Annotated in this window: 17 protein-coding genes; 4 read left to right on the top strand and 13 right to left on the bottom strand. The window is 47.0% G+C overall.

Features of this window, described 5'->3' with window-relative positions; all coding sequences use genetic code 11:
• Window positions 1-3 precede the first annotated feature (3 nt).
• The 4 genes from secD to queA are packed head-to-tail and all read right to left on the bottom strand — an operon-like array spanning window position 4 to window position 4,498.
• Entirely contained in the window at window positions 4-1,863 is a 1,860-nt protein-coding gene (gene secD, locus LZG75_RS10585; RefSeq protein WP_233937491.1) for a protein translocase subunit SecD, read from the bottom strand.
• Window positions 1,864-1,876: 13 nt separating this feature from the next.
• Complete coding sequence (yajC, locus tag LZG75_RS10580) at window positions 1,877-2,203, bottom strand: preprotein translocase subunit YajC (protein WP_233925135.1); 327 nt, start codon at window positions 2,201-2,203, stop codon at window positions 1,877-1,879.
• Between the two features lie 60 nt (window positions 2,204-2,263).
• Window positions 2,264-3,418, bottom strand: a complete 1,155-nt coding sequence (tgt, locus tag LZG75_RS10575; RefSeq protein WP_233925134.1) for a tRNA guanosine(34) transglycosylase Tgt — start codon at window positions 3,416-3,418, stop codon at window positions 2,264-2,266.
• A 21-nt stretch (window positions 3,419-3,439) separates the two neighbouring features.
• The gene (gene queA / locus LZG75_RS10570) at window positions 3,440-4,498 is read right to left on the bottom strand and encodes a tRNA preQ1(34) S-adenosylmethionine ribosyltransferase-isomerase QueA (RefSeq protein ID WP_233937490.1); all 1,059 of its coding nucleotides are present in this window, start codon (window positions 4,496-4,498) and stop codon (window positions 3,440-3,442) included.
• A gap of 30 nt (window positions 4,499-4,528) precedes the next feature.
• Between queA and recG the strand changes: the two genes are divergently transcribed.
• The 3 genes from recG to ubiA are packed head-to-tail and all read left to right on the top strand — an operon-like array spanning window position 4,529 to window position 8,407.
• A complete protein-coding gene (gene recG / locus LZG75_RS10565) occupies window positions 4,529-6,616 on the top strand; it encodes an ATP-dependent DNA helicase RecG (protein ID WP_233937489.1) in 2,088 nt (695 codons plus the stop codon).
• 10 nt (window positions 6,617-6,626) lie between these two features.
• Window positions 6,627-7,553, top strand: coding sequence for a LysR substrate-binding domain-containing protein (locus LZG75_RS10560; RefSeq protein WP_233937488.1), 927 nt, complete (start codon window positions 6,627-6,629; stop codon window positions 7,551-7,553).
• Window positions 7,553-8,407: a 4-hydroxybenzoate octaprenyltransferase gene (ubiA, locus tag LZG75_RS10555; protein WP_233937520.1), complete on the top strand. Its 855-nt coding sequence runs from the start codon at window positions 7,553-7,555 to the stop codon at window positions 8,405-8,407. The genes LZG75_RS10560 and ubiA overlap by 1 nt, the downstream gene beginning before the upstream one ends.
• Here ubiA and proC read toward each other — a convergent pair.
• Genes proC through LZG75_RS10530 form a run of 5 tightly spaced genes read right to left on the bottom strand, consistent with a single transcriptional unit; the run spans window position 8,396 to window position 13,986 of the window.
• Entirely contained in the window at window positions 8,396-9,253 is an 858-nt protein-coding gene (proC, locus tag LZG75_RS10550) for a pyrroline-5-carboxylate reductase (protein WP_233937487.1), read from the bottom strand. The two genes, ubiA and proC, sit on opposite strands and share 12 nt — an antisense overlap.
• Before the next feature lie 18 nt (window positions 9,254-9,271).
• Window positions 9,272-9,985: a YggS family pyridoxal phosphate-dependent enzyme gene (locus tag LZG75_RS10545; RefSeq protein WP_233937486.1), complete on the bottom strand. Its 714-nt coding sequence runs from the start codon at window positions 9,983-9,985 to the stop codon at window positions 9,272-9,274.
• Window positions 9,982-11,307 (bottom strand): glycolate oxidase subunit GlcF, encoded by a 1,326-nt coding sequence (gene glcF, locus LZG75_RS10540; protein WP_233937519.1) that lies wholly within the window; start codon window positions 11,305-11,307, stop codon window positions 9,982-9,984. The genes LZG75_RS10545 and glcF overlap by 4 nt, the downstream gene beginning before the upstream one ends.
• A gap of 10 nt (window positions 11,308-11,317) precedes the next feature.
• Window positions 11,318-12,490 carry a glycolate oxidase subunit GlcE gene (gene glcE, locus LZG75_RS10535; protein WP_370634760.1) on the bottom strand — a complete coding sequence of 391 codons (1,173 nt, stop codon included), beginning with the start codon at window positions 12,488-12,490 and terminating at the stop codon, window positions 11,318-11,320.
• A complete protein-coding gene (locus tag LZG75_RS10530) occupies window positions 12,490-13,986 on the bottom strand; it encodes an FAD-linked oxidase C-terminal domain-containing protein (protein ID WP_233937485.1) in 1,497 nt (498 codons plus the stop codon). The genes glcE and LZG75_RS10530 overlap by 1 nt, the downstream gene beginning before the upstream one ends.
• Before the next feature lie 33 nt (window positions 13,987-14,019).
• Between LZG75_RS10530 and LZG75_RS10525 the strand changes: the two genes are divergently transcribed.
• Window positions 14,020-14,586, top strand: coding sequence for a cob(I)yrinic acid a,c-diamide adenosyltransferase (locus LZG75_RS10525; RefSeq protein ID WP_233937484.1), 567 nt, complete (start codon window positions 14,020-14,022; stop codon window positions 14,584-14,586).
• 46 nt (window positions 14,587-14,632) lie between these two features.
• Here LZG75_RS10525 and LZG75_RS10520 read toward each other — a convergent pair whose 3' ends face one another.
• Genes LZG75_RS10520 through LZG75_RS10505 form a run of 4 tightly spaced genes read right to left on the bottom strand, consistent with a single transcriptional unit; the run spans window position 14,633 to window position 22,233 of the window.
• Window positions 14,633-15,751 carry a 3-deoxy-7-phosphoheptulonate synthase gene (locus LZG75_RS10520; RefSeq protein WP_233925125.1) on the bottom strand — a complete coding sequence of 373 codons (1,119 nt, stop codon included), beginning with the start codon at window positions 15,749-15,751 and terminating at the stop codon, window positions 14,633-14,635.
• A gap of 18 nt (window positions 15,752-15,769) precedes the next feature.
• Window positions 15,770-17,239 carry a metalloprotease TldD gene (tldD, locus tag LZG75_RS10515; protein ID WP_233937483.1) on the bottom strand — a complete coding sequence of 490 codons (1,470 nt, stop codon included), beginning with the start codon at window positions 17,237-17,239 and terminating at the stop codon, window positions 15,770-15,772.
• Window positions 17,240-17,260: 21 nt separating this feature from the next.
• Window positions 17,261-18,094 carry a carbon-nitrogen hydrolase family protein gene (locus LZG75_RS10510; RefSeq protein ID WP_233925123.1) on the bottom strand — a complete coding sequence of 278 codons (834 nt, stop codon included), beginning with the start codon at window positions 18,092-18,094 and terminating at the stop codon, window positions 17,261-17,263.
• Between the two features lie 20 nt (window positions 18,095-18,114).
• Window positions 18,115-22,233, bottom strand: a complete 4,119-nt coding sequence (locus tag LZG75_RS10505; RefSeq protein WP_233937482.1) for a YhdP family protein — start codon at window positions 22,231-22,233, stop codon at window positions 18,115-18,117.
• Window positions 22,234-22,259: the final 26 nt, after the last annotated feature.

Below are 22,259 nucleotides of genomic sequence, written 5' to 3'. Positions count from 1 at the left end.
GACCTATTTCTCCTGGGGACGCCAAACTTGGCCAATCGCTAATTTTTGCAATTTCTTTTCTCGGCCGTACCAGAGATTGACTAAACCCCGCGAGAAGAAAACGGCAGAAAACATCGAAGTCAGAATGCCTAAGCAATGCACAATTGCAAAACCTTTGATAGGCCCAGAGCCAAACGCCAACAGTGCTAGACCAGCAATTAAAGTAGTCACGTTCGAATCAAGAATGGTCCCCCAGGCTTTATTAAAGCCGGTTGCAATGGCAGTGCTAGGGGGGGTACCCTGGCGCAATTCTTCGCGAATCCGTTCGTTAATTAGGACGTTCGAGTCAATTGCCATACCAAGCGCTAAGGCCATGGCAGCAATGCCTGGCAAGGTTAATGTGGCTTGTAGCATGGAGAGCACAGCTATGAGTAAAAATAAATTGACCCCAAGAGCGATAACTGAGAAGAGGCCAAAAAGGAGGTAGTAAGCCATCATGAAAATGGCAATCGCCGCAAACCCAACTAGGAGTGATTGAAAACCCTTTTCAATATTTTCTGCGCCTAGGCTTGGACCAATAGTGCGTTCTTCGATAATTTCCATTGGTGCAGCCAGTGAACCTGCCCGTAATAGCAGGGCCAAATCATTCGCGCTCTCGGTAGTTGATTGACCGGTAATTTGAAATTTTGAACCAAATTCGCTTTGAATGGTGGCAATCGTGAGTACCTCACCTTTGCCCTTTTCAAATAAAATCATCCCCATTGGTTTGCCAATATTGTCGCGCGTAACTTCTTGCATCACTCGCCCACCAGCGGCATCTAGCGAGATATTCACCGCTGGGCGCTGATTCTGATCAAATCCTGCGCTGGCATCCGTAATACTCTCACCGCTAAAAATAACGGATTTTTTAAATACCCCTAAACGATTTTCGCCAAAACGAAACACATCCATACCTGCTGGCGCGGTTTGGCCAACTGAAATAATCGAAACACTGGGGTCGGCGAGACGTGATTCAAGGGTTGCAGTGCGGCCAATAATATCTTTCGCGCGCGCGGTATCTTGCACGCCCGGTAGTTGCACCACAATTCGATCAGCACCCTGTTGTTGAATGACGGGCTCTTTTACAGCTAATTCATTAACCCGTTTATTGAGGGTAACAATATTTTGTTTAACCGCGTTGTCTTGTACCGCATTCAGCGCGGCGGGTTTAAAGCGACCCGTTAACTTGAAATCGCTAGAGGTTTTCTCTAGTTGCCAATCAAGCTCGCTTTGGCTTGCATTTAAAACGGTTCGGGCCGACTCCGCTTCAGCCTCGCTGGCAAAATGAATGGCAATGCTATCAGCGTTACGATCGAGGCCTTGCTGACGAATATTTTTGTCCCGCAATTGGCTACGAATATCATTGGCTAAGGCGACTATTTTTTTCTGCACAGCACCTTGCATATCGACTTGCAGTAAAAAATAAACGCCACCCCTTAAATCAAGCCCTAGTGGCATCGGTAAAGCATTCAGCGCATTTAGCCAATGGGGCGTATTTGAAAGTAAATTGAGCGCCACTGTAAAGCTGGGGTCATTCGCATCGGGATTCAGTTTCTGCTGGATTAAATCACGCGCTTGTAATTGAATATCGGTATTGGCAAAACGCACTTTCACCGAGCCAACATTACCAGTACGCTCAAAAAATAAGCCCGTACTAGCTAAATTACCGCTGGCTAAAATTTTCTCAACCCGCGCTTGGGTTTCAAGATCAACCTTCAGCGTTGGCTTAGCTGCTGAGATTTGTACTGCTGGAGCCTCGCCAAAAAAATTGGGTAATGAGTAGAGCGCGCCAATACATAGCACTACAACAATGACGAGGTATTTCCAGAGTGGGTAACGATTCATCAGGCTTGGTAAATCAAACGGATTTCAAAGTGCCTTTAGGCAAAACGGTAGTCACAGCACCTTTTTGCATTTGGACTTCATTGCCAGCGTTCAATTCTACGGTGATGTATTGATCTTTTACAGCAGTAACTTTGCCTAAGAGGCCGCCCGCCGTGACAACTTCATCGCCAACCGCTAGTGCTTCTAACATGGCCCGAGTTTCTTTCTGGCGCTTCATTTGGGGACGAATCATCACAAAATAAAGCACCGCAAACATCAGGATCAGGGGCAAAAAGCTCATTAAGCCGCCGCCTTCAGTGCCAAAACCCGGTATTTGCGCATACGCGTTGCTGATAAACATAATAAAACCTCCATTTGGATTGAATAGCCGCAATTCTAAACTGTGCGGGGTTCTAGCCCATTAATCTTGGCCAGGCTCAACCCCTCGCTGGCGTTGACTGCGGAAATCGTCACGATAAGCGCTAAAGCGATCTTGCGCTAGGGCGGAGCGAATTTCCCCCATCAATTGTAGGTAATAAGCCAGGTTATGGATGGTGTTGAGCTGGGCACCGAGAATTTCATTCGCTTTTTGGAGGTGATTTAAGTATGAACGGCTAAAGTTTTGGCAGGTATAGCACCCGCAGCTAGGGTCGACGGGACGTTCATCATCTTTATATCCCGAGTTACGCAATTTGAGATCACCAAAGCGGGTAAACAGCCAACCATTGCGCGCATTACGTGTTGGCATTACACAATCAAACATGTCAATCCCCAGAGTTACGCCAAGCATTAAGTCTTCAGGAGTGCCTACACCCATGAGGTAGTGCGGTAGTTTTTTTGGTAATTGGGGTGCGGTATGGGCCAGAATACGTTCAAACTCCGGCTTTGGTTCGCCAACTGAAAGACCGCCAATGGCAATACCGTCAAAACCCTGCTCGCTGACGCTGGCGAGCGAGAGATCACGTAAGGCTTCAAACATACCGCCTTGCACAATACCAAAAAGACCATTGCCAGTATTCAAAGCACGAAATCGCGTGAGCGAACGCTCGCCCCAGCGCAAGGAAAGTTCTAGTGAGTCACGTACCGTTTTCTCGGGAGTGGCTTTGCCTTGACATTCATAAGGAGTGCATTCATCAAACTGCATGGCAATATCACTATTGAGCACGGCTTGAATCTCCATTGATACTTCGGGCGACATAAATAATTTGTCACCGTTAATGGGTGAAGAAAAAGTCACGCCCGCTTCCGATATTTTTCTTAGTGCTCCGAGGCTAAATACTTGAAAGCCACCCGAATCAGTCAAAATAGGTTTATTCCAACCCATGAAGCGGTGCAGGCCGCCATGGCGTGCAATGACCTCAAGCCCAGGACGTAGCCACAGATGAAAAGTATTACCGAGCACAATTTGGGCCTTAACCTCGGTTAAGTCTCGTGGGGTCATGGCCTTGACCGTGCCATAGGTACCTACTGGCATAAAAATCGGCGTTTCCACAATGCCATGCGGCAGATCAAGGCGGCCTAAGCGCGCGTGGCTTTGTGAATCTTGGGCTAAGACAGAAAATTGCATGGGCGGCATGAGTGTTATGAGAGGCCAGTTCTACAGCGGTAGGTGGGCTTGACGGTGCAGCAGCATAGCATCACCATAACTGAAAAAACGGTAGCGCTGGGCAATGGCGTGTTGGTACGCTGCTTGAATCGGGTTCAGACCTGCAAATGCACTTACTAACATGAGCAGGGTGGATTTGGGTAAATGAAAATTCGTGATCAGAGTATCAACTAGTGCAAAGTTAAATCCGGGCGTAATGAAGAGTTTAGTTTCTCCACTAATGGCCCCATTTAAGGCATACGTTTCTAAGGCACGCAAAGTTGTTGTACCTACTGCGATAACTCGTTTTCCCTGCGCATGGGTATGCTTGATTTGGGTAATGATTTCAGGTGGAATGGAATAATATTCTGCATGCATCACATGTTGCGCTAAATTTTCCTGCCTTACTGGTGAAAATGTGCCCGCACCCACATGGAGCGTGAGCGTATTAATTTGCACTCCTTTTTCTCGGCATCGTTTGAGTAGAGTTTCATCAAAATGCAAACCCGCCGTAGGGGCCGCGACGGCGCCTGGATTTTTTGCCACCACAGTTTGATAACGCTCAACATCGACTTTATCAGGGCGATGCGTGATGTAAGGAGGTAAAGGTGGCTCGCCAAATTGCGGTAATAAATGAAAAACATTTGCGGGAAATTGAATTTCATAAAAGGGTGCAGCGTGCGCGCTCACGACTACCTCAATGGTTTGAGATGCTGGCCCATCTAGTAGTGGGTGCAAAATTAAGCGTGAGTTAACGGGGGGATTTTTTGAAGCCCGAATTTGAACTAATGCGGTATTTTCACCGGTGATGCGCTCGATTAGAAGTTCAATTTTGCCCCCACTAGACTTGTGGCCATAAATACGTGCTGGAATCACGCGGGTGTCATTCAGGATGAGGAGGTCTCCTGGTTCGATCAGCGCAATTAAATCGCGGAATTGGCGATCCAGGAGGCGAGTTTGCCCATCAGGCGCAGTAATTACCTCAAGCAACCGGCTATCTGACCGTTCCGCAAGCGGAAATTGGGCAATTAGTTCGGGTGGTAGGTCGTAATTGAAATCAGCAAGGTGCATAGCGTTACCATCGGAGATTGGATTCTAACCATGACTAAGCTTACCCTGCCACCTAATCTGATAAAAATGGGCCTTGATAGCCCAATTGCACTGGTATTGCACCTGCCAGCGCGGTATGAAGACGAGACAGAGCTGTGGTCTATTGCCGAGGCGCTAGAGCGGGGCCGTTTTAGCTCGGTACAGACTCAGGGAACGGTGGTTGCATGCCAAGTCGTTTATCGTCCGCGGCGGCAGCTGCTCGTAACCATTGAGGACGAGACTGGTCGATTGCATCTACGCTGGCTTAATTTTTATCCTAGCCAACAAAAGCAAATGGCAGTCGGCGCTCATGTGCGCGTCCGGGGTGAAATTCGCGATGGGCATTTAGGGTCTGAAATGGTTCATCCCACTGTAAAAGTAGTCGCAGCGGATGCACCTTTGCCTAAAAGCTTAACCCCCGTCTATCCGGCGGCCGCAGGTGTAAGTCAAACGGTCATTCGCAAAGCGGTAGCGCAAGCCTTAACTCATCCCACCATGCACACCTTCTTGGCTGATTTATTACCAGCTAAATTCATGGCAGAGTTATTACCAGGTAACGATTGGTACGCATTGATGCAGGCCATTCATTATTTGCATCAACCGCCTGCCGATGCTGATACACAAGCCTTATTAGAGCGCACTCATCCCGCTTGGCGACGAGTTCAGTTTGAAGAATTACTGGCGCAACAAATTTCTTTAAAACGTGCGTATGCCTTACGTCGGCAGCGCCGTGCCCCACAATTGCTAGCAGAGCCTAAGCCGTCAGGGAAGAAAACAAAAGATCAATCACTTGAGCAACAGTTGCTCGCAGTTTTACCGTTCAAGCTCACCCAAGCCCAGCAGCGCGTTTGGGCTGAAATTCAAACCGATTTAGCGCAACCCTTTCCAATGAATCGCTTATTGCAAGGTGATGTGGGTAGTGGCAAAACTATTGTTGCTGCCTTAGCTGCAGCGCGCGCCATCGATCAGGGTTTTCAGGCCACGGTCATGGCACCGACAGAAATTTTGGCAGAGCAACATTATTTAAAAATGCGCGAATGGTTTGAACCATTAGGGATTGAAATTACTTGGTTAGCGGGTAGCTTAAAAGCTAAAGAAAAAAAAATAGCTCAAGCTAAAATTGACAGTGGGGCAGCCCAATTAATTGTTGGGACCCACGCCTTAATTCAAGATGCGGTGCATTTTGCCAACTTGGGGTTAGCAGTGATTGATGAACAACACCGTTTTGGTGTGCGTCAGCGGCTTGAAATTCAACAGCGAGTAGGTGCCGAGACTGTTTATTGTCATCAATTGATGATGTCTGCGACACCGATTCCCCGCACCTTAGCGATGACCTACTATGCCGATTTAGATGTTTCGGTCATCGATGAATTACCCCCTGGAAGAAAGCCTATTACTACTAAGTTGATTAAATCGAGTCGTCGCTCCGAGGTCATCACTGGCTTACAGGACTGGTTACAAAAAGGGCAGCAGGCGTATTGGGTGTGCCCTTTAATCGAAGAGTCAGAGGTGCTGCAACTGCAAACTGCGGAAGAAAGCTATACCCAATTAACCCATGCATTACCGCAATTTAAAATTGGCCTGGTACATGGTCGCCTCAAGAGCGCGGAGAAGGCGGCGGTGATGGCCGCTTTTAAGGATAATCAAATTCAGTTATTAGTTGCCACGACGGTGATTGAAGTCGGTGTAGATGTACCTAATGCCGCGCTGATGGTGATTGAACATGCAGAGCGGTTCGGCTATGCCCAAATTCATCAATTGCGGGGGCGAGTCGGGCGAGGTTCGGCAGATTCAGTGTGTTTATTAATGTACGCTGAGCCGCTTTCGCTGGCAGCTAAGGAGCGCTTACAAACACTTCGCGAAGTGGCTGATGGCTTTGTGATTGCGGAACGTGACTTGTCGCTTCGTGGACCTGGAGAACTGTTGGGCGCCAAGCAATCGGGTGATGGCATGTTACGCTTTGTTGATTTGCAGCGTGATGCTTGGCTGGTAGAGTTAGCTCAACTTGCGGCAATGCGTATTTTGCAGGAACATCCCGAGCTAGTTGACCAACAATTACAGCGCTGGCTTGGGGCCCGCGCGGAATTTTTAAAAGCTTGATAATTGCTCTATGACCCTTACTGAACTCCGCTATATCGTTGCCGTAGCCCGCGAACGGCACTTTGGACGTGCTGCCGAAGCATGCCATGTTTCTCAACCTACTCTTTCGGTGGCAATTAAAAAATTAGAAGAAGAATTAGGTTCACAAATTTTTGAACGCACTAGCGCGGAAGTTGCTTTAACTGCAAATGGGGCGCTCATTGTGCAACAAGCACAACGGGTCTTGGAGGAGGCGAAGGCCTTGAAGCATCTTGCGAAGCATGGCCAAGATCCTTTGGCGGGCCCAGTTCGCTTGGGCGCGATTTATACCATTGGACCTTATTTGTTGCCGAGTTTAGTGCGCGTAGCGCGGGAAACTTTGCCCCACGCACCTTTATTCTTAGAAGAAAACTTTACGGTGCGATTGTTGGAAATGCTGCGTCAAGGTAATTTAGATTGTGCAGTCTTAGCTGACCCTTTTCCCAGTGTAGGGTTAGATAGTATTGATTTGTACGACGAACCTTTTTTAGTGGCGATTCCCAAAGGCCATTCTTGGGAGCAGTTAGCAGAGATCGGTCATGAAGAATTGAAAGAGCAAAATACCTTACTCTTGGGGGCGGGGCATTGTTTTCGCGATCATGTGCTCGGCGTTTGTCCTGAGTTGAATCGCTTTGGCGGAAATTCAATGGATGGCGAGCAGCGCAATTTTGAAGGCTCGTCGCTCGAGACAATTCGGCAAATGGTTGCGGGGGGTATTGGTATAACCGTCTTACCACGCACTTCCGTAACTGATCCTAAAACCCAAGAAGGCCTCATTCGTTATTTACCTTTTGCCGCACCTATTCCCACTAGGCGAGTAAGCTTGGTGTGGCGCAAAAGCTATCCGCGCGTCGCGCTCATGAAAATTTTGGCGCAGACTATTCAAGCTTGTGAGTTACCTGGAGTGAGGGCAATCTAATTTTGTCCCGCTTAAAAGCCTATATACAACTGATACGCTTAGATAAGCCAGTTGGTATTTTGTTGCTTTTATGGCCCACTTTGTGGGCACTCTTTTTAGCTAGCGGCGGTTGGCCAAAGTGGGATATATTATTGATTTTTGTTCTCGGTACCGGACTAATGCGCAGCGCAGGTTGCGCCATGAATGATTTTGCTGATCGTGATTTTGATCGGCATGTCGAGCGCACCCGTGAGCGCCCTTTAACTAGTGGAAAAATTGGCGCGGCCGAAACCCTATTTCTGGCGGCTGGATTAGCCGTCGCAGCGTTTATATTAATTCAACCCCTCAATACGCTAACTAAATTACTCTCGGTGTTGGCTTTATTAGTGGCAATTATCTATCCCTTTACTAAACGTTTTTTTGCGATTCCACAGGCTGTACTGGGAATTGCTTTTGGTTTTGGGATTCCGATGGCCTATGCGGCTGTACAAAACCAAGTGCCCATTGAGGCCTGGATTTTATTAGTGGGAAATGTTTTTTGGGCTATTGCCTATGACACTGCTTATGCAATGGTAGATCGTGAGGATGATCTTCGTTTAGGCTTACGCACTTCGGCCATTACCTTTGGCCGGTTTGAAGTAAAGGCCATCGGCTTTAGTTATGCAGTCTTGCTAATAGCCCAGCTTTGGGTTGCGCACTTAGCGCAGTTAAGTGCCTATTTTTATCTTGGCTGGCTAGCTGCTTTAGCTTGCGCGATTTATGAGTTGCGTTTAGTTTCCAGCCGCGAAAGACAGCATTGTTTTGCAGCCTTTCGGCACAATAATTGGCTTGGTGCTTGTTTATTTTTAGGCATTGTTGCTGGTTTATTGGCTTAATTCATCACCCAATTCTTTGCCTCTTTTAGCGGCCGCCTCTAGCGCCTTTTCTAAAATAGTTTGCCATTGTTGATTTTCTAACACTGCAAGTGCTGCTGCCGTAGTGCCGCCTTTAGATGTCACCTTATTGCGCAGAGTGGCAGCTGAATCGCTCGACTGTTGTGCTAATGCAGTTGCGCCAGATAAAGTGGCATAAGCCAATTGACGGGCAATTGCACTGCTTAAACCGAGCTTTTCTCCGCCAGCCTGCAGGGCTTCGAGAAAAGCGAAGACATAGGCCGGACCACTGCCGGATAGAGCTGTTACCGCATCCATTAGGCCTTCGTCGCTCAGCCAAAGGCTTTGACCAACCGCATTACAAATGAGTTCAACCCTTTCCCGCCCCTTTGTATTGACTGCACTCGTAGCAAATAGCGCAGTGATACCTTGGCCAATTAAGGCCGGTGTATTAGGCATCGCCCGAATACATAAGGGATGCACTAACCATTTTGACATATCGGCTAAACGAATTCCCGCAGCAATACTAAGGACCAAAGCAGCACCGTTCTTTTTTAAGATAGGCCGTAAGCTTAGGGCAGCCGTTTTGAAATCCTGAGGTTTAACTGCTAATACCAGAATATGATCTGCATTAGCCTCGAGTAAAACATCTGCGGCGCTCTCGAGAGTGGTGAGTTGAAAATCTGCGTGGAGTTTTTCACGCGTTGGTGCATACGCATCAACCACTTGAATTTGCTGGGCTAGAAAACCATGTTGGAGTAGGCCACTAATAAGTGCGCGTCCCATATTACCCCCACCAATAAAAGTGATACGCATATTAGGGTGCAATGGTTTAGCAGAATTTGTCATTAAGCTTTAATTCTAGCGCTAATTGCGCTGGCCAAAAATGGCAGTGCCAATGCGCACTAGGGTGCTGCCCTCAGTGATGGCGGCCTCTAAATCATCTGACATGCCCATGGAGAGAGTATCGAAATGGGCATAAGCAAGATTACCAAGGCGCGCGGTCGCTAACTCGGTAAAACATTGCCGTAATTGGGCGCAAGCTCTCGCCTGTATCACTGGATTTGCGCTAGGAGCAGGAATTGTCATGAGGCCCCGAAGGCAAATGGCTGGCAGTTGAGCTACTAAGTCACAGAGTTCAGCAACTTCCTGGGGCGCTACACCGCCTTTAGTAGTTTCGCCGCTAAGATTAACTTGTACACAGACCTGTAGAGGTTGCAATTGGGGCTCATTCAGTCTTTGCGCTGAAAGTCGCTGCGCAATCTTGGGGCGGTCAATGCTATGCACCCAGTCAAACAAGCTTGCCACCTCTTTGGTTTTATTACTCTGTAGGGGGCCAATAAAATGCCATTCTAAATCTTGTCTCAGGTCGGCAAGTGCAATAATTTTTTCGCTCGCTTCTTGCGCATAATTTTCGCCAAAAGCGTGTTGCCCAGCAGCAAAAGCCTCACGGATAAGGGCCACAGGTACAGTTTTACTGACAGCTAGTAAGTTGATATTGCTTGGTAAGCGACCTGCTGCTGCAGCAGCTTCGCTGATGCGCTGATGGATAATTTCAAGCCGCTGCGCAATCGAGCTCATTGACGGGAAGAATTTTTTGCCTGAATCAGTTGGTCTACAATTTCAACCCAATGCACCACAGGATTTGATTCTTGTTGTAAATGCGTAATGCAACCGACGTTGGCGGAAACAATGACTTTTGCCCCGCTTTCTGCGCAAGCCGTATTGAGATTGACTAATTTTTGCTGACGTAATTGTGCTGATAACTCGGGCTGCAAAATTGAATAGGTGCCTGCCGAACCGCAACACAGATGGCTATCTGCGCATAAAGCAACTTGCACACCCAGACTAGATAATAAGCGTTCAATATTGAGGCGAATTTGCTGACCATGCTGAAGCGTGCAAGGCGGGTGGTACACAACCCCAGGCTTTTTATCGCTACCTATTAAGCCTTCTAATTGAGGAGCAAAAGCCGGCAAAACTTCAGAGAGATCTTTGCATAATTTAGAAATAGTTTTGGCTTTGTCGGCATACTGCGGATCGCCGCGTAACAAGTGACCATAGTCGCTAACCATGGCACCACACCCAGATGCGGTCATCACAATGGCTTCGATAGGTTTGCCATTGAGGCTGGGTTCCAGGCCCATTACATAGGGCCACCAAGCATCAATATTGCGACGCGCATCTGCTAAGCCACCTTCTTGATGATTCAGGTGATGGCGCAACGCTCCGCAACATCCAGCTTTGGTAGTGCTAACTAAGTTAATACCAACGGCATCGAGTACGCGGGCAGTTGCGGAATTAATATTAGGCAACATGGCTGGTTGCACACAGCCCTCTAAGACGAGCATAGTGCGCGCATGACGAAGTGGCTGAGTGATGGGACGAGCATGAGGATCAATTTGTTGAGATATACCAAACTGATCAAGTGGACTTTTGAGGGCAGGAATTTTTCTTTTAAGCTCTAAGGGCATCAGTGGACGAAAGATTCGCCCTAAATTGATTGCTGAATTAAAGAGCCAGGGACGCGTCAATACCTCGCGTAATAACCAGCGCGTCACTCGCTCTTTGAAAGGCCGCGGCGGGGTTTCAGTTTCTGCCCATTGGCGACCGATATCCAATAAATTACCGTATTGAACTCCACTTGGGCAGGTCGTTTCGCAACTCAGACAAGTAAGACATCGATCTAAATGCAAACGGGTTTTTTCGGTTGGTGCACTACCCTCAGCCATCTGTTTAATGAGATAAATTCGCCCACGAGGACTATCTAATTCATCACCAAGTAGTTGATAGGTTGGACAAGTGGCACCACAAAATCCACAATGAACGCATTGGGCCAAAAGTTTGGCGGCTTCAATGCCCGCAGTTGTACTTGCTAAATGAGGAGCTAGTTCGGTATGCATTTGGCTGGCCTTAAGCCATGCGACCAGTGGCAAAAATGCCCGCTGGATCGAAGGCTTGGCGTAAGTGCTGTTGAACTGTTGCTAGCCCAACAGTTAGTGGGTTTTCGCTTAATAGTGTAAAGCGTTGCGAATTTACGGTAGAGGCGTTACTGACCTTAAATTGGCTTGCATGTCCACCCTGTGTCAAAGCTAATTTTTTAAGTACTGCGAAACAAGCTGGATCACTCGGGCCTTGCCACCAACGTTCTTGACCATGCCATTCGAGGACTAACGAATTCAATTTACTTTCTGGAAACTGTAAAGGAGGACAAGCAGCAGGTAAGGCTAAGCGATAGAGTACTTGCTCTGGATCTGCTATGTTGAAACACGGTAAATCTTGTTCACGCAAGTCTTGCCAAAATTGCGTCGCAACAGCTGGGGGAACTTCGCTGGCACCAATGGCAGAGGTGATCATTGCGCTGGCAGAACTTACTGCGGCATGGGCTCCCGCTAAACGAATGCTTAACTCACCCTCATGTTGCACATTACTCGCACCAATCCAGGCGCTCGCTGAAAGCGGTAGAGGCTGTCCAGCCCACTCATTCAGTCGCTTAAGTGCTTGTGCTTGCGAAATCATAGCGCGCAATGTAAGGCTTGCAGCCGGCTTGGGCAATACCTTTACCGAGGCTTCGAGTAATAAAGCCAAGGTACCAAGAGAGCCAGGCAGTAAACGGGAAATGTCATAGCCGGCAACATTCTTCATCACTTTACCGCCAAAGCTAAGGTCTTCACCGCGCCCATCCATTAAGCGTACGCCAAGTACATAATCTCTTAAATTTCCAGCGCTAATTCGAGCGGGCCCTGCCAAACCAGCGGCAATTGCACCGCCAAAGGTGGCCTTGTCACCAAAGTGCGGTGGTTCAAAAGCCAAGACCTGATTACGCTCTGCTAAAGCCAGTTCAATTTCTTGCAAAGGAGTACCAGCGCAAGCAGTAATCACTAATTCTTCAGGCTGATAATCCAGAATTCCCTGATAAGTGGTGGTACTCAACTTGGGGTAGTTATTCGGATTACCGTACCAATTTTTGGTCGCGCCTCCCTCAATAGAAAGAGGCGTTTGATTTTTTTTGGCAGCAAGAATTTGCTCGCGAAATGCGTTGACACTATTTTGCATAAGGCTGCTATCTGCAACTGCAGCTGACATTAAAAGCGCTCCAACTCTGGGTGGGGTAGAATTCCGCCGCTAATACGCATGCGTCCATATTCAGCACAACGATTTAGTGTCGGGATGCCTTTATCGGGGTTTAATAATAGGTCGGGATCAAAGGCGGCTTTAACCCCCCAAAACATCTCGCGCTCAGCTTCGCCAAATTGCACGCACATTGAATTAATTTTTTCGATGCCAACACCATGTTCGCCAGTGATGGTTCCACCTAGTTCAACGCAAGCTTCTAGGATATCAGTACCAAATTCTTCAGCGCGATGCCATTCCTCAATATCAGCGCCATTAAACAAAATCAGCGGGTGCATATTGCCATCGCCTGCATGAAAAACATTTAAGCAACCTAAGCGGTATTTCACTTCCATTGCTTTGATGCGGCGTAATAGGGTAGCAATATGGCGACGGGGAATAGTGCCATCCATGCAGTAATAGTCGGCAGCGATTCGGCCAGCAGCTGGGAAGGCATTTTTTCTGCCACTCCAAAAGCGCAGCCGTTCAGTTTCATTTTCTGAAACCTGAATGCGGCTTGCTCCAGCACTTTCTAAGACTGCAACCATGCGGGCAATTTCTTCGCCGACTTCTTCAGGCGTGCCGTCAGATTCGCACAGCAAAATAGCTTCAGCATTAAGGTCGTATCCGGCATGAACAAATTCTTCAACCGCACGCGTAGTGGCTTTGTCCATCATCTCTAAACCAGCAGGAATAATGCCTGCGGCGATAATAGCGGCTACGGCATTACCACCTTTTTCAATATCGGCAAAGCTAGCCATAATGACTCTGGCAAGCTGCGGTTTGGGTACGAGTTTTACAGTGACCTCAGTCACGATTCCCAGCATCCCTTCGCTACCAATCAAGATCGCTAATAAATCAAGACCAGGTGCGTCCGGTGCTAAGCCACCAAATTCAACCACCTCGCCATTCATTAAAACCACTCGTATGCGTAAAACGTTTTGTAGTGTCAGACCATATTTTAGGCAATGGACACCACCCGAATTTTCACTAACATTACCGCCAATTGAGCAAGCAATTTGCGAAGATGGATCGGGAGCGTAATATAAGTTGAGATGAGCCACGGCCTCAGAAATTGCTAAATTACGCACGCCAGGTTGAACAGTAGCAGTTCGAGAGAAAGGGTCAATTGCCAATATTTTTTTTAACTTACTCAGAGAAAGTACTAAACCTTGGGCAATTGGCATGGCCCCACCAGAGAGTCCGGTACCAGAACCCCGCGGCACAATTGGCACCTGCAATTGATGACAGACCTTGAGAATGGCAATGACTTGAGCTTCAGTTTGAGGTAAAGCCACCGCTAAAGGCATTCGGCGATAGGCTGCCAAGCCATCACACTCATAGGGAATAGTATCTTCGGGGAGCCACAGGAGTTGATCTTCAGCGAGGATTGGCTTGAGCGCGGCCACTAGCTCTGCTTGGCGCACGGTAATGGCAAGTTCTTCAGCAAGTGGATTAATTGCGTTCATCGGACTATTTTAGCCATTTACTTATAATCAGGTATGGGTAATCGACTTTCAAAAATAGCTACTCGCACAGGCGACGCAGGGACCACCGGATTAGGCGATGGTAGTAGGGTCGATAAAGACCACAATCGAATTTGTGCAATGGGTGATGTCGATGAGTTGAACTCAGAAATTGGGGTCCTGATGACTGAGACATTGCCCCCCGCGATTGCCACTGAAATGCTCGCTTTATTTTTACGGATCCAGCATGATTTATTCGATTTGGGAGGTGAATTATGTATACCCAATTACACCTTATTAAAGGCTGAGCAGGTTGAGCAACTCGACATTTGGTTAAAACAGTACAACGCTAGCTTACCGCCACTAACCGAATTTATTTTGCCTGGAGGAACGCGCGCAGCTGCACAAGCCCACGTTTGTCGAACAGTTTGTCGGCGAGCAGAGCGTTCAATTGTGAAGCTAGGATGGGATGAGTCGATTCACGATGCACCACGTCAATATGTTAATCGACTCTCCGATTTATTATTTGTCTTGGCACGCGTACTAAATCGCGCTGCTGGCGGCACAGATATTTTGTGGAAAAATCAAAACACGCCAAGCTAATCTTGGCCGCAATTGCGACCAGCACTAATTTACGCACTACCCGTTTTTAGCGCCGCCGTTTTTTAACTGCTTGGGCTAAACGTTCAAGTACTTGCACCGAGCTATCCCAATCAATACAGGCATCAGTAATGCTTTTACCGTATTCGAGTTGGCTCGGATCATCTTTGCCAGGAGTAAATTTCTGTGCGCCACCCAATAAATGGCTTTCAATCATTACCCCAAAAATTTTGCGCGAACCGGCTTCAATTTGCTGGGCAATATTTTCTGCCACCACAACTTGCCGCTCGTGTTGCTTACTTGAATTAGCATGCGATAAGTCAATCATTAGGCTCGTCGGTAACTTTGCATCAGCAAGTTCAGCACAAGCCGCAGCAACATATTGAGCTTCATAGTTAGGCTCTTTACCTCCGCGTAAAATCACATGACAGTCTTTGTTGCCGTTGGTTTGCACAACCGCGACTTGACCATTTTTATGCACTGAGAGAAAGTGGTGCGGACGTCGAGCTGCTTGAATGGCATCAGTCGCAATTTTGATATTGCCATCAGTACCATTTTTAAAGCCAATAGGAGCAGATAAGCCTGAAGCCAATTCGCGGTGCACTTGGCTTTCGGTAGTGCGCGCGCCAATTGCACCCCAAGAAATCAAATCAGCAATGTACTGGGGTGAAATCACATCTAAAAACTCACTCCCAGCAGGCATACCCAAGCGGTTTATTTCCATCAATACTTGGCGCGCAATGCGCAGGCCCTCTTCAATGCGAAAGCTTTCATCCAGATAAGGGTCGTTAATTAAGCCCTTCCAACCAACGGTCGTGCGAGGTTTTTCAAAATAGACCCGCATCACAATTTCTAGTTCGCCAGCAAAACGCGCCCGCTCTTTAAGTAAGCGATGGCAGTATTCAAGCGCAGCCCTTGGATCATGAATTGAGCAGGGGCCAATAACGACCAGCAGCCGATCATCTTTACCATGAATGCAATTGCGAATATTGAGGCGTGTCTCGCTAATGAGTTTTTCGATGGGTGTGCCATCAATGGGAAAAAAACGAATTAAATGTTCTGGAGGGGGCAGAACAGTAATATCGGCAATGCGTTGATCATCGGTTGCCGAGGTTTTATCAACGCTGGTATACCAATTTTCTTGGGGGGTTAAGTTTCTTGAGCTCATGGGGTTATTTTAAGCTCATCAGGCCGTTCCGCCAACCGTCATGCCATCAATCCGTAAAGTAGGCTGGCCAACGCCAACTGGCACGCTTTGACCCTCCTTACCGCAAACACCTACACCGCTATCGAGTTTTAAATCATTGCCGATCATGCTAACTTGTTTCAGTGACTCTGGGCCATTGCCAATAATGGTGGCGCCTTTCACGGGATATTGAATTTTGCCGTTTTCAACCCAATACGCTTCTGAGGCTGAGAAGACAAATTTACCGCTGGTGATGTCAACTTGACCGCCCCCGAAATTGACAGCGTACAAACCCCGCTTAATGCTACCAATAATTTCTTGTGGATCTGCAGTGCCGGCCAGCATATAGGTATTGGTCATGCGTGGCATCGGTAGCGAAGCAAAGCTTTCGCGACGACCATTGCCCGTAGTAGGCATTTTCATTAAGCGTGCATTTAAGCTATCTTGAATATAGCCGCGCAAAATACCGTTTTCAATTAAGGTAGTGCATTGAGTCGGCGTACCTTCATCATCCATGGTCAGTGAACCTCTGCGGCCAGCAAGCGTGCCATCATCAACCACTGTGACACCTTTTGCGGCAACGCGTTCGCCGATGCGCCCAGCAAAAGCAGACGACCCTTTCCGATTGAAGTCACCCTCAAGTCCATGTCCTACCGCTTCATGCAAGAGCACGCCAGGCCAACCAGGCCCCATTACAACAGTCATAGTGCCAGCAGCAACGGGACGAGATTCTAAATTAATTAAGGCGCTATCTACCGCATCATTGACCCATTGAGTAATTAAAGTGGTATTAAAGTAGTCATAGCCATGGCGCGCGCCGCCGCCAGCAGAGCCCGACTCACGGCGTCCATTTTGTTCGGCTATAACATGAATTGAAACGCGTACCAAAGGCCGCACATCGGCAGCTAATAAGCCATTCGCACGGGCGACTAAGATCACATCAAATTCGCCAGCTAAGCTAGCCATGACTTGAATAATGCGCGGATCTCGGGCTTTAGCTTGGCGTTCAATACTTTCTAGCAAGGCAATTTTTTCTTGGGGCTGTAATGAATCTAGGGGGTTGAGATTGGCATACAGTGCAGGTAAGGCGGCATGTCCGTAAGTTTTCGCTAGCGCAAGGGTGCCTCCTTGCGGGCCGATGACGCGCGTCGCTTTAGCTGATTTCGTTAAAGCGGCTAAATTAATTTCATCTGAATAGGCAAAGGCGGTTTTATCGCCATGAATTGCCCGTACCCCTACGCCTTGATCAATACTAAAGCTACCCGACTTAACGATACCCTCCTCAAGACTCCAGCTTTCGTTATGGGTTCGTTGAAAATATAAATCAGCGTCATCTAATTGATGACTAAACAGCACCCCAAACGTCTGTTGTAAATCGGCTTCGGTTAACCCGCTAGGTTCTAACAAAATCGATTTAGCAATATGAAGTAGTTCTGTAGCAACTACGGGTTGTGAGACTGGCTTATTCAAAATAGAGGCAACTTTCTAGAATTACAGCTTGCGATGTAAAAGGGCGGGAAGCTTAGAGCGTACTGCGTTTAATTTATCTTTGCTGAGGGTACCCAAAATAAATCCCTCGCCAGCAACTAGACATTGTTCAATCTCGCCCCATGGATCAACCAGCATCGAGTTTCCCCAAGTGCGGCGGCGATTTAGATGGGTGCCACCTTGGGCAGAGGCCAGCACATAGCATTGGTTTTCAATCGCCCGCGCGCGTAACAAAATTTCCCAATGGTCTTTGCCAGTGGTGTAAGTGAAGGCGGCGGGCACGAGATGACAATCGACTTCACCAAGCGCGCGATACAACTCTGGAAAGCGTAAGTCATAACAAATACTTAAGCCCATTTTCCATAACACACCATCGAGGTTAATTTGTAGAAGTGCCGGTGAAACACCCGCAACAAGGGTATTGGCTTCATCATAATGCTCGTCAGCAGTTTGAAAACTAAATAAATGGATTTTGTCGTAACGTGCAATCATTTTTCCTGCTGGGTCGAAAACTAAAGTCGTATTATTTACTTTAGCTGCTTGATTGGTCTCTAAGGGTATCGTTCCTGCCACCAAATAAATCTGCTGTTCTTTTGCTAATTGGGCAAGTTGATCTTGCATAAAGCCGACCCCTAGTTTTTCACGCACCCTAATTTTGTCTATATCTTTTAAGCCCATCAAGCAAAAATATTCTGGCAATAAAACTAATTGCGCACCAGCTTGAGCGGCCTGCTGGATGAGGCGGCTAGCTGTTTGTAAGTTTTCCTTGACGTCGGGAGTAGAGACCATTTGCACTGCGGCAAGACGAAACTGCTGAGGATCGATTGGGGCGTTCATGATGAGTTCTATCTGGGTTTTTATTGTGCAGAAGTGCTAACGCGCGGTAATGGTGCTGCTGCTGGCTCTTGCTGTTCGCGCAGTAGATTGCGTTTTCGAATCGAGTCCATTACGCTTGGGTCAAGGGGTTGACCTTGTTGATTTAGCGGAATGATCTCTGGAGTTTTCCAAGAGCCTTGAATCAAATAGTCGGATTGCATGGCTTTGTTAATTTGATTGGTTAACAGATATTGTCCTACTAAGGCGCCTAAACCAGCGATAGGATTAATTGCAAATAGTGCTAAAGCGCCAGACGTGGCATCAAGAGTGGGGAAAATGGTCACGCGTAAATCTTGGGTTTGATTGGGGATGCTGATTAAACCTGACATCAATAAACGCGCTTGATTTAATTCCATATTAAATTGATTTGTACGCGCAACTCCATTACGAATGTTAAACGTACTCGTAATTTGGTTAAAGGCAGTGCCTTTGCTAGTCATGTTGCGAGCCATACTGACTTCATTAAAGCTGGCAAATTTTAATAAGCTTTGTAAACTCAATACATTTAGTAATTGCACTGCGCCAGTATCTACTTCCAATAAACGTCCATTGCTCAAATCAAGATCAAGTTGGCCAGCAATGGAGCTCCATTCAGGTTGGAAGGGTGAGCCTTGCCAGTCGAGTTTAGCTGTCAGCTTCCCCATACCGCCTTCAATTTGATCGGGGTTACCCCAACGCGAAATAATCACGCCTAAATTGCTTATGTCTGCCTCAACATCAAGCGAGGTGTGCTCATTACCCTCTTGGGGAACATCAAACCACTGGCCAGTAATGTTGACTTTAGCATCGGCATTACTGACCTTCAAAGAGTCGATTTGAAAGCGATCACCTTGGTTGCTGGCTTTTAGTGTTGTGACACCAAGCTGACCTTTTGCCCAAGTAAAATCATTAATAGTGAGGTCAATATCGGGCATTAAACGGATTTTTTTCTGGTTTGAAACAGTTGCTAGCGTTGTATCGGCAGCCTTCATTTCAGCATTCAAGGGAGGGGTAAGCAAATTCGCTGGGGGTATATGCAGATAGGTTAGTTTGCCGCTCACCCGATTAGGTTTTGCTGCTGCCGAATTCAGTTGTAGATCAACTTGACCAGCAAGCGCGGGCGAATTAATTCTGGTTATCAAGCTATTATTTTTGCCGCTAGCATTAATGTAAAGATCAGGCCAAGTGCGATTCAAGAAAATAAAATTCTTAATTTGAGCATTAATTTGACCAATGGAGAGATCCGCTAGACCAATTGCCTTTGAATTATTTGTTTCTTTAAGGGCGGTACTATTGAAAAATATTTGCCAGCTATCAGCATTGAGTTCGGCCAATTGCAAGCTTAGCGTTGTGTCGCTGGTGGGTTTTGGCGCTACTACACCCACGCCAAAACTTTGGCGTGATGCTTCACCCTCGGTGAGGTTGCCTTGCGCTGAAATCAAATCCCCAATGCGGCCAGACCAATCAACGGTATGGGGCTTTGTTTTCGAGCCGGGCGAACTGTGTACGTTAATTTCTGCTTGCATAGCAGTGCCAATTGCTTTTTTAAATGGTGCTGGCACATCAAAACCGAGATTCTGTAAATCAAAAATGAGATTAAAGTCGGCTGCCAATGCGCTGGCGGCAATCGTGCCTTTGTAATTCAATTTCCCGCTTAACGCTGTGAGAAAGGGATTGGCGGCACGGTTAGGGGAAGCAAAATACGATTTGATCGCTCCACTATTAGCATTACCATTCAGCGTAAATAGTTTTTTATTGGCTTTATCAAAGGTACTGGTGATTTGCAGGGTTCCTCCCAGTAATTCTGCATACACATCTTCAAACTCCGCCTTTTCGTCGCGTAAACGTAGGGTGCCACGAATATTTTCAAGCGGTGGAAAATCACCCCACTGAGAGCGATTTTTACTGAGGACTAGCTCACCATTAATGATGGGCTCTTGACTTGCAGCAAACGGAATTTGTAAATCGAGGTTTAGTAATGCTGGTCCAGATACTTTAAGATTTTTACTTAACTGCTCATGTTGCATTAAAACGGGGGTTGGTTGAAGATATTCAAACATTTGCGCAAGGTCGCCTTGTGCCTTACCGTTAATTTGTAAGATCGGTTGCGCTGCACTCATATTGGCAATGCTGGCGGTAAATTGTTGCAAATTCACCTCCTTGTATTGTGCTTGATCAATAGCAATATCAAGCTTAGTTTGCTGAATTGCAACTAAACCATTGACCGCACTAAAGCTTGGCCAGCTACCTTGATTAGTCGGTAACAGCGGATCGGGGATAAGGCTGGCGTTGACAACTGGTAGCTTTACTGAAAACTCGCCCGCTTGAGGTTTGGCAAACGGGATTTCAGTTGGATTACCTTTAATATGAATCACCCCATTTTTGACTTCACCGCTACCAAATGCTTTGGCAAGAAAGGCCGTAGTCTCAAGATTCATTGCCAGCGGTAAATAACGATGAATTTGCGGCATTGCGGCGCGCGCAAAATTCATATCTAAAGTCAGGATATCTTTCGCTTGAGAGCCTTTCAAAATATAGTTGGCAGCAAAAGTAGTCGCCAAATCTTTATTTTCTAACTGCATTTTCTTGCCGCTAATTTCCCAGTCATCTTTAGTTTTTTTCCACTCTATTAAGCCACTTGCTTGATCAAACTGTAGTTGGGGATCGCTTAAAAATTCCTTAATTTGTAGGGCTAAGTGTTGTGAATCGAGCGTGAGGGAGCCGGCTTTTTCTGTGCTTAGTAAAGTACCACTTAAATGCGCAATGGATGGTAAGGCTTTAAAGGGTGTAGTAAAACTGCAGTCGACTAACTTAACACTGAGGTCTAAGTTAAGCTGCGCCTCACCAAGCCAGGCTGATGGTAAGGGTAAAGACGATTTACTTTCAGCCCAACTGAGGTCAATATTTTGCAACTCACCGCTGGCATGCGCATTGGCAATCAACTGGTTTATTTTTTTGGGCAACGGTAAATTTTTGGCAAACCGGGTGAGATCTTCTAAGCGAATAGAGGGGGCGGAGAAACCAAATTCTTTCAATTCAGAGCCCTTTTCAGGTGCACGCCATTTAAAAGTCATGGGCCCAATTTTTTGGAGAGTAGCATTGGCAGCGCTATGTAAATCTCGCCAAGCTAGATTTTTGGTATTGACCAAAATCATTTGGCCAAGACTGCTTTGAATTAGATTTACTTCAAGCCGACCAAAGCCTAACCCATCTTTTTCTTTTGACCTTTGTATTTGAATTTGTTCGCCGCTCAGCTGGATGGTACTGCGTTCTGGCATGCCGTTATCGAGCACCAATTTGCCACTCGAATTCAGTAAACCAGCAAGCGAATACAACGGTAATTTAAAGTCTTGCGAGAGTTGGGTTAAATTTAAACCGCTTAATTCCCAGGAAAATTGACCATTCCAATTGCGCCAGTTACCCGCTTCGCGCGCAAGTCGATGCGAAAAGTCAGCTTGAAGCTGAAGTGGCTTTTGATGCCAAGGACTTTGAATGCTTAATTGACCTTGATGACTGCGAATCCCATTCGTCAGTTCTAAGTGATCGAGTTGAACGGGAATCGGACTTGAATTGCGGGCAAGATCTTGCCAGCTAATTTGGACATGATTAACAATCAATTGATCTTGTTCAAGCAACCAATTGCTACCTGAATAATCGTTAGGACTGGTTTTTAAATCAATCCCAGCAATTGTCAAGTTGCCATTAAGCTCGCGGCGCATCTGGATCTGCGCATCATCAAACTCAAGACGATGAAAGTAAGGTTTTAGATGATATAAAGAGAGCCAACTTAACTCGCCGTCGATACGTTTAATTTCGAGCAGGGGTGAAGTTAGTTGTGCTTTTTTATTGGGGGCATTCACAAAACGCAAGCCCTGAATTTGAAATGACGGTCTTATGCCAGTCCAAGCTACTGCGAGCTGATCGATTTCGACCTGAACACCTAAGCGCGCACCAATGAGGCGTTCAATCGTTGGCTTAGATGTCTCTAATTGTGGCCAGAGCCAAAAGCGAATCGTTAAATGTCCTAGAATGAGGAGGACACAGAGGGTTGCCATGAGAATCAATAAACGCCGCCACCAGCGTTTGAGTTTGACGTTTTGGGGTACAAATTTACTGAACATGTACCCTATTATCCGTCAGCCTTGCG

It is taken from the genome of Polynucleobacter sp. IMCC30063 (assembly GCF_021395235.1).
In the GTDB taxonomy this organism is placed as follows: Bacteria; Pseudomonadota; Gammaproteobacteria; order Burkholderiales; family Burkholderiaceae; genus Polynucleobacter.
Note: the sequence above shows the minus strand (reverse complement) of the source record. Positions and strands in the feature narration are given on the sequence as shown.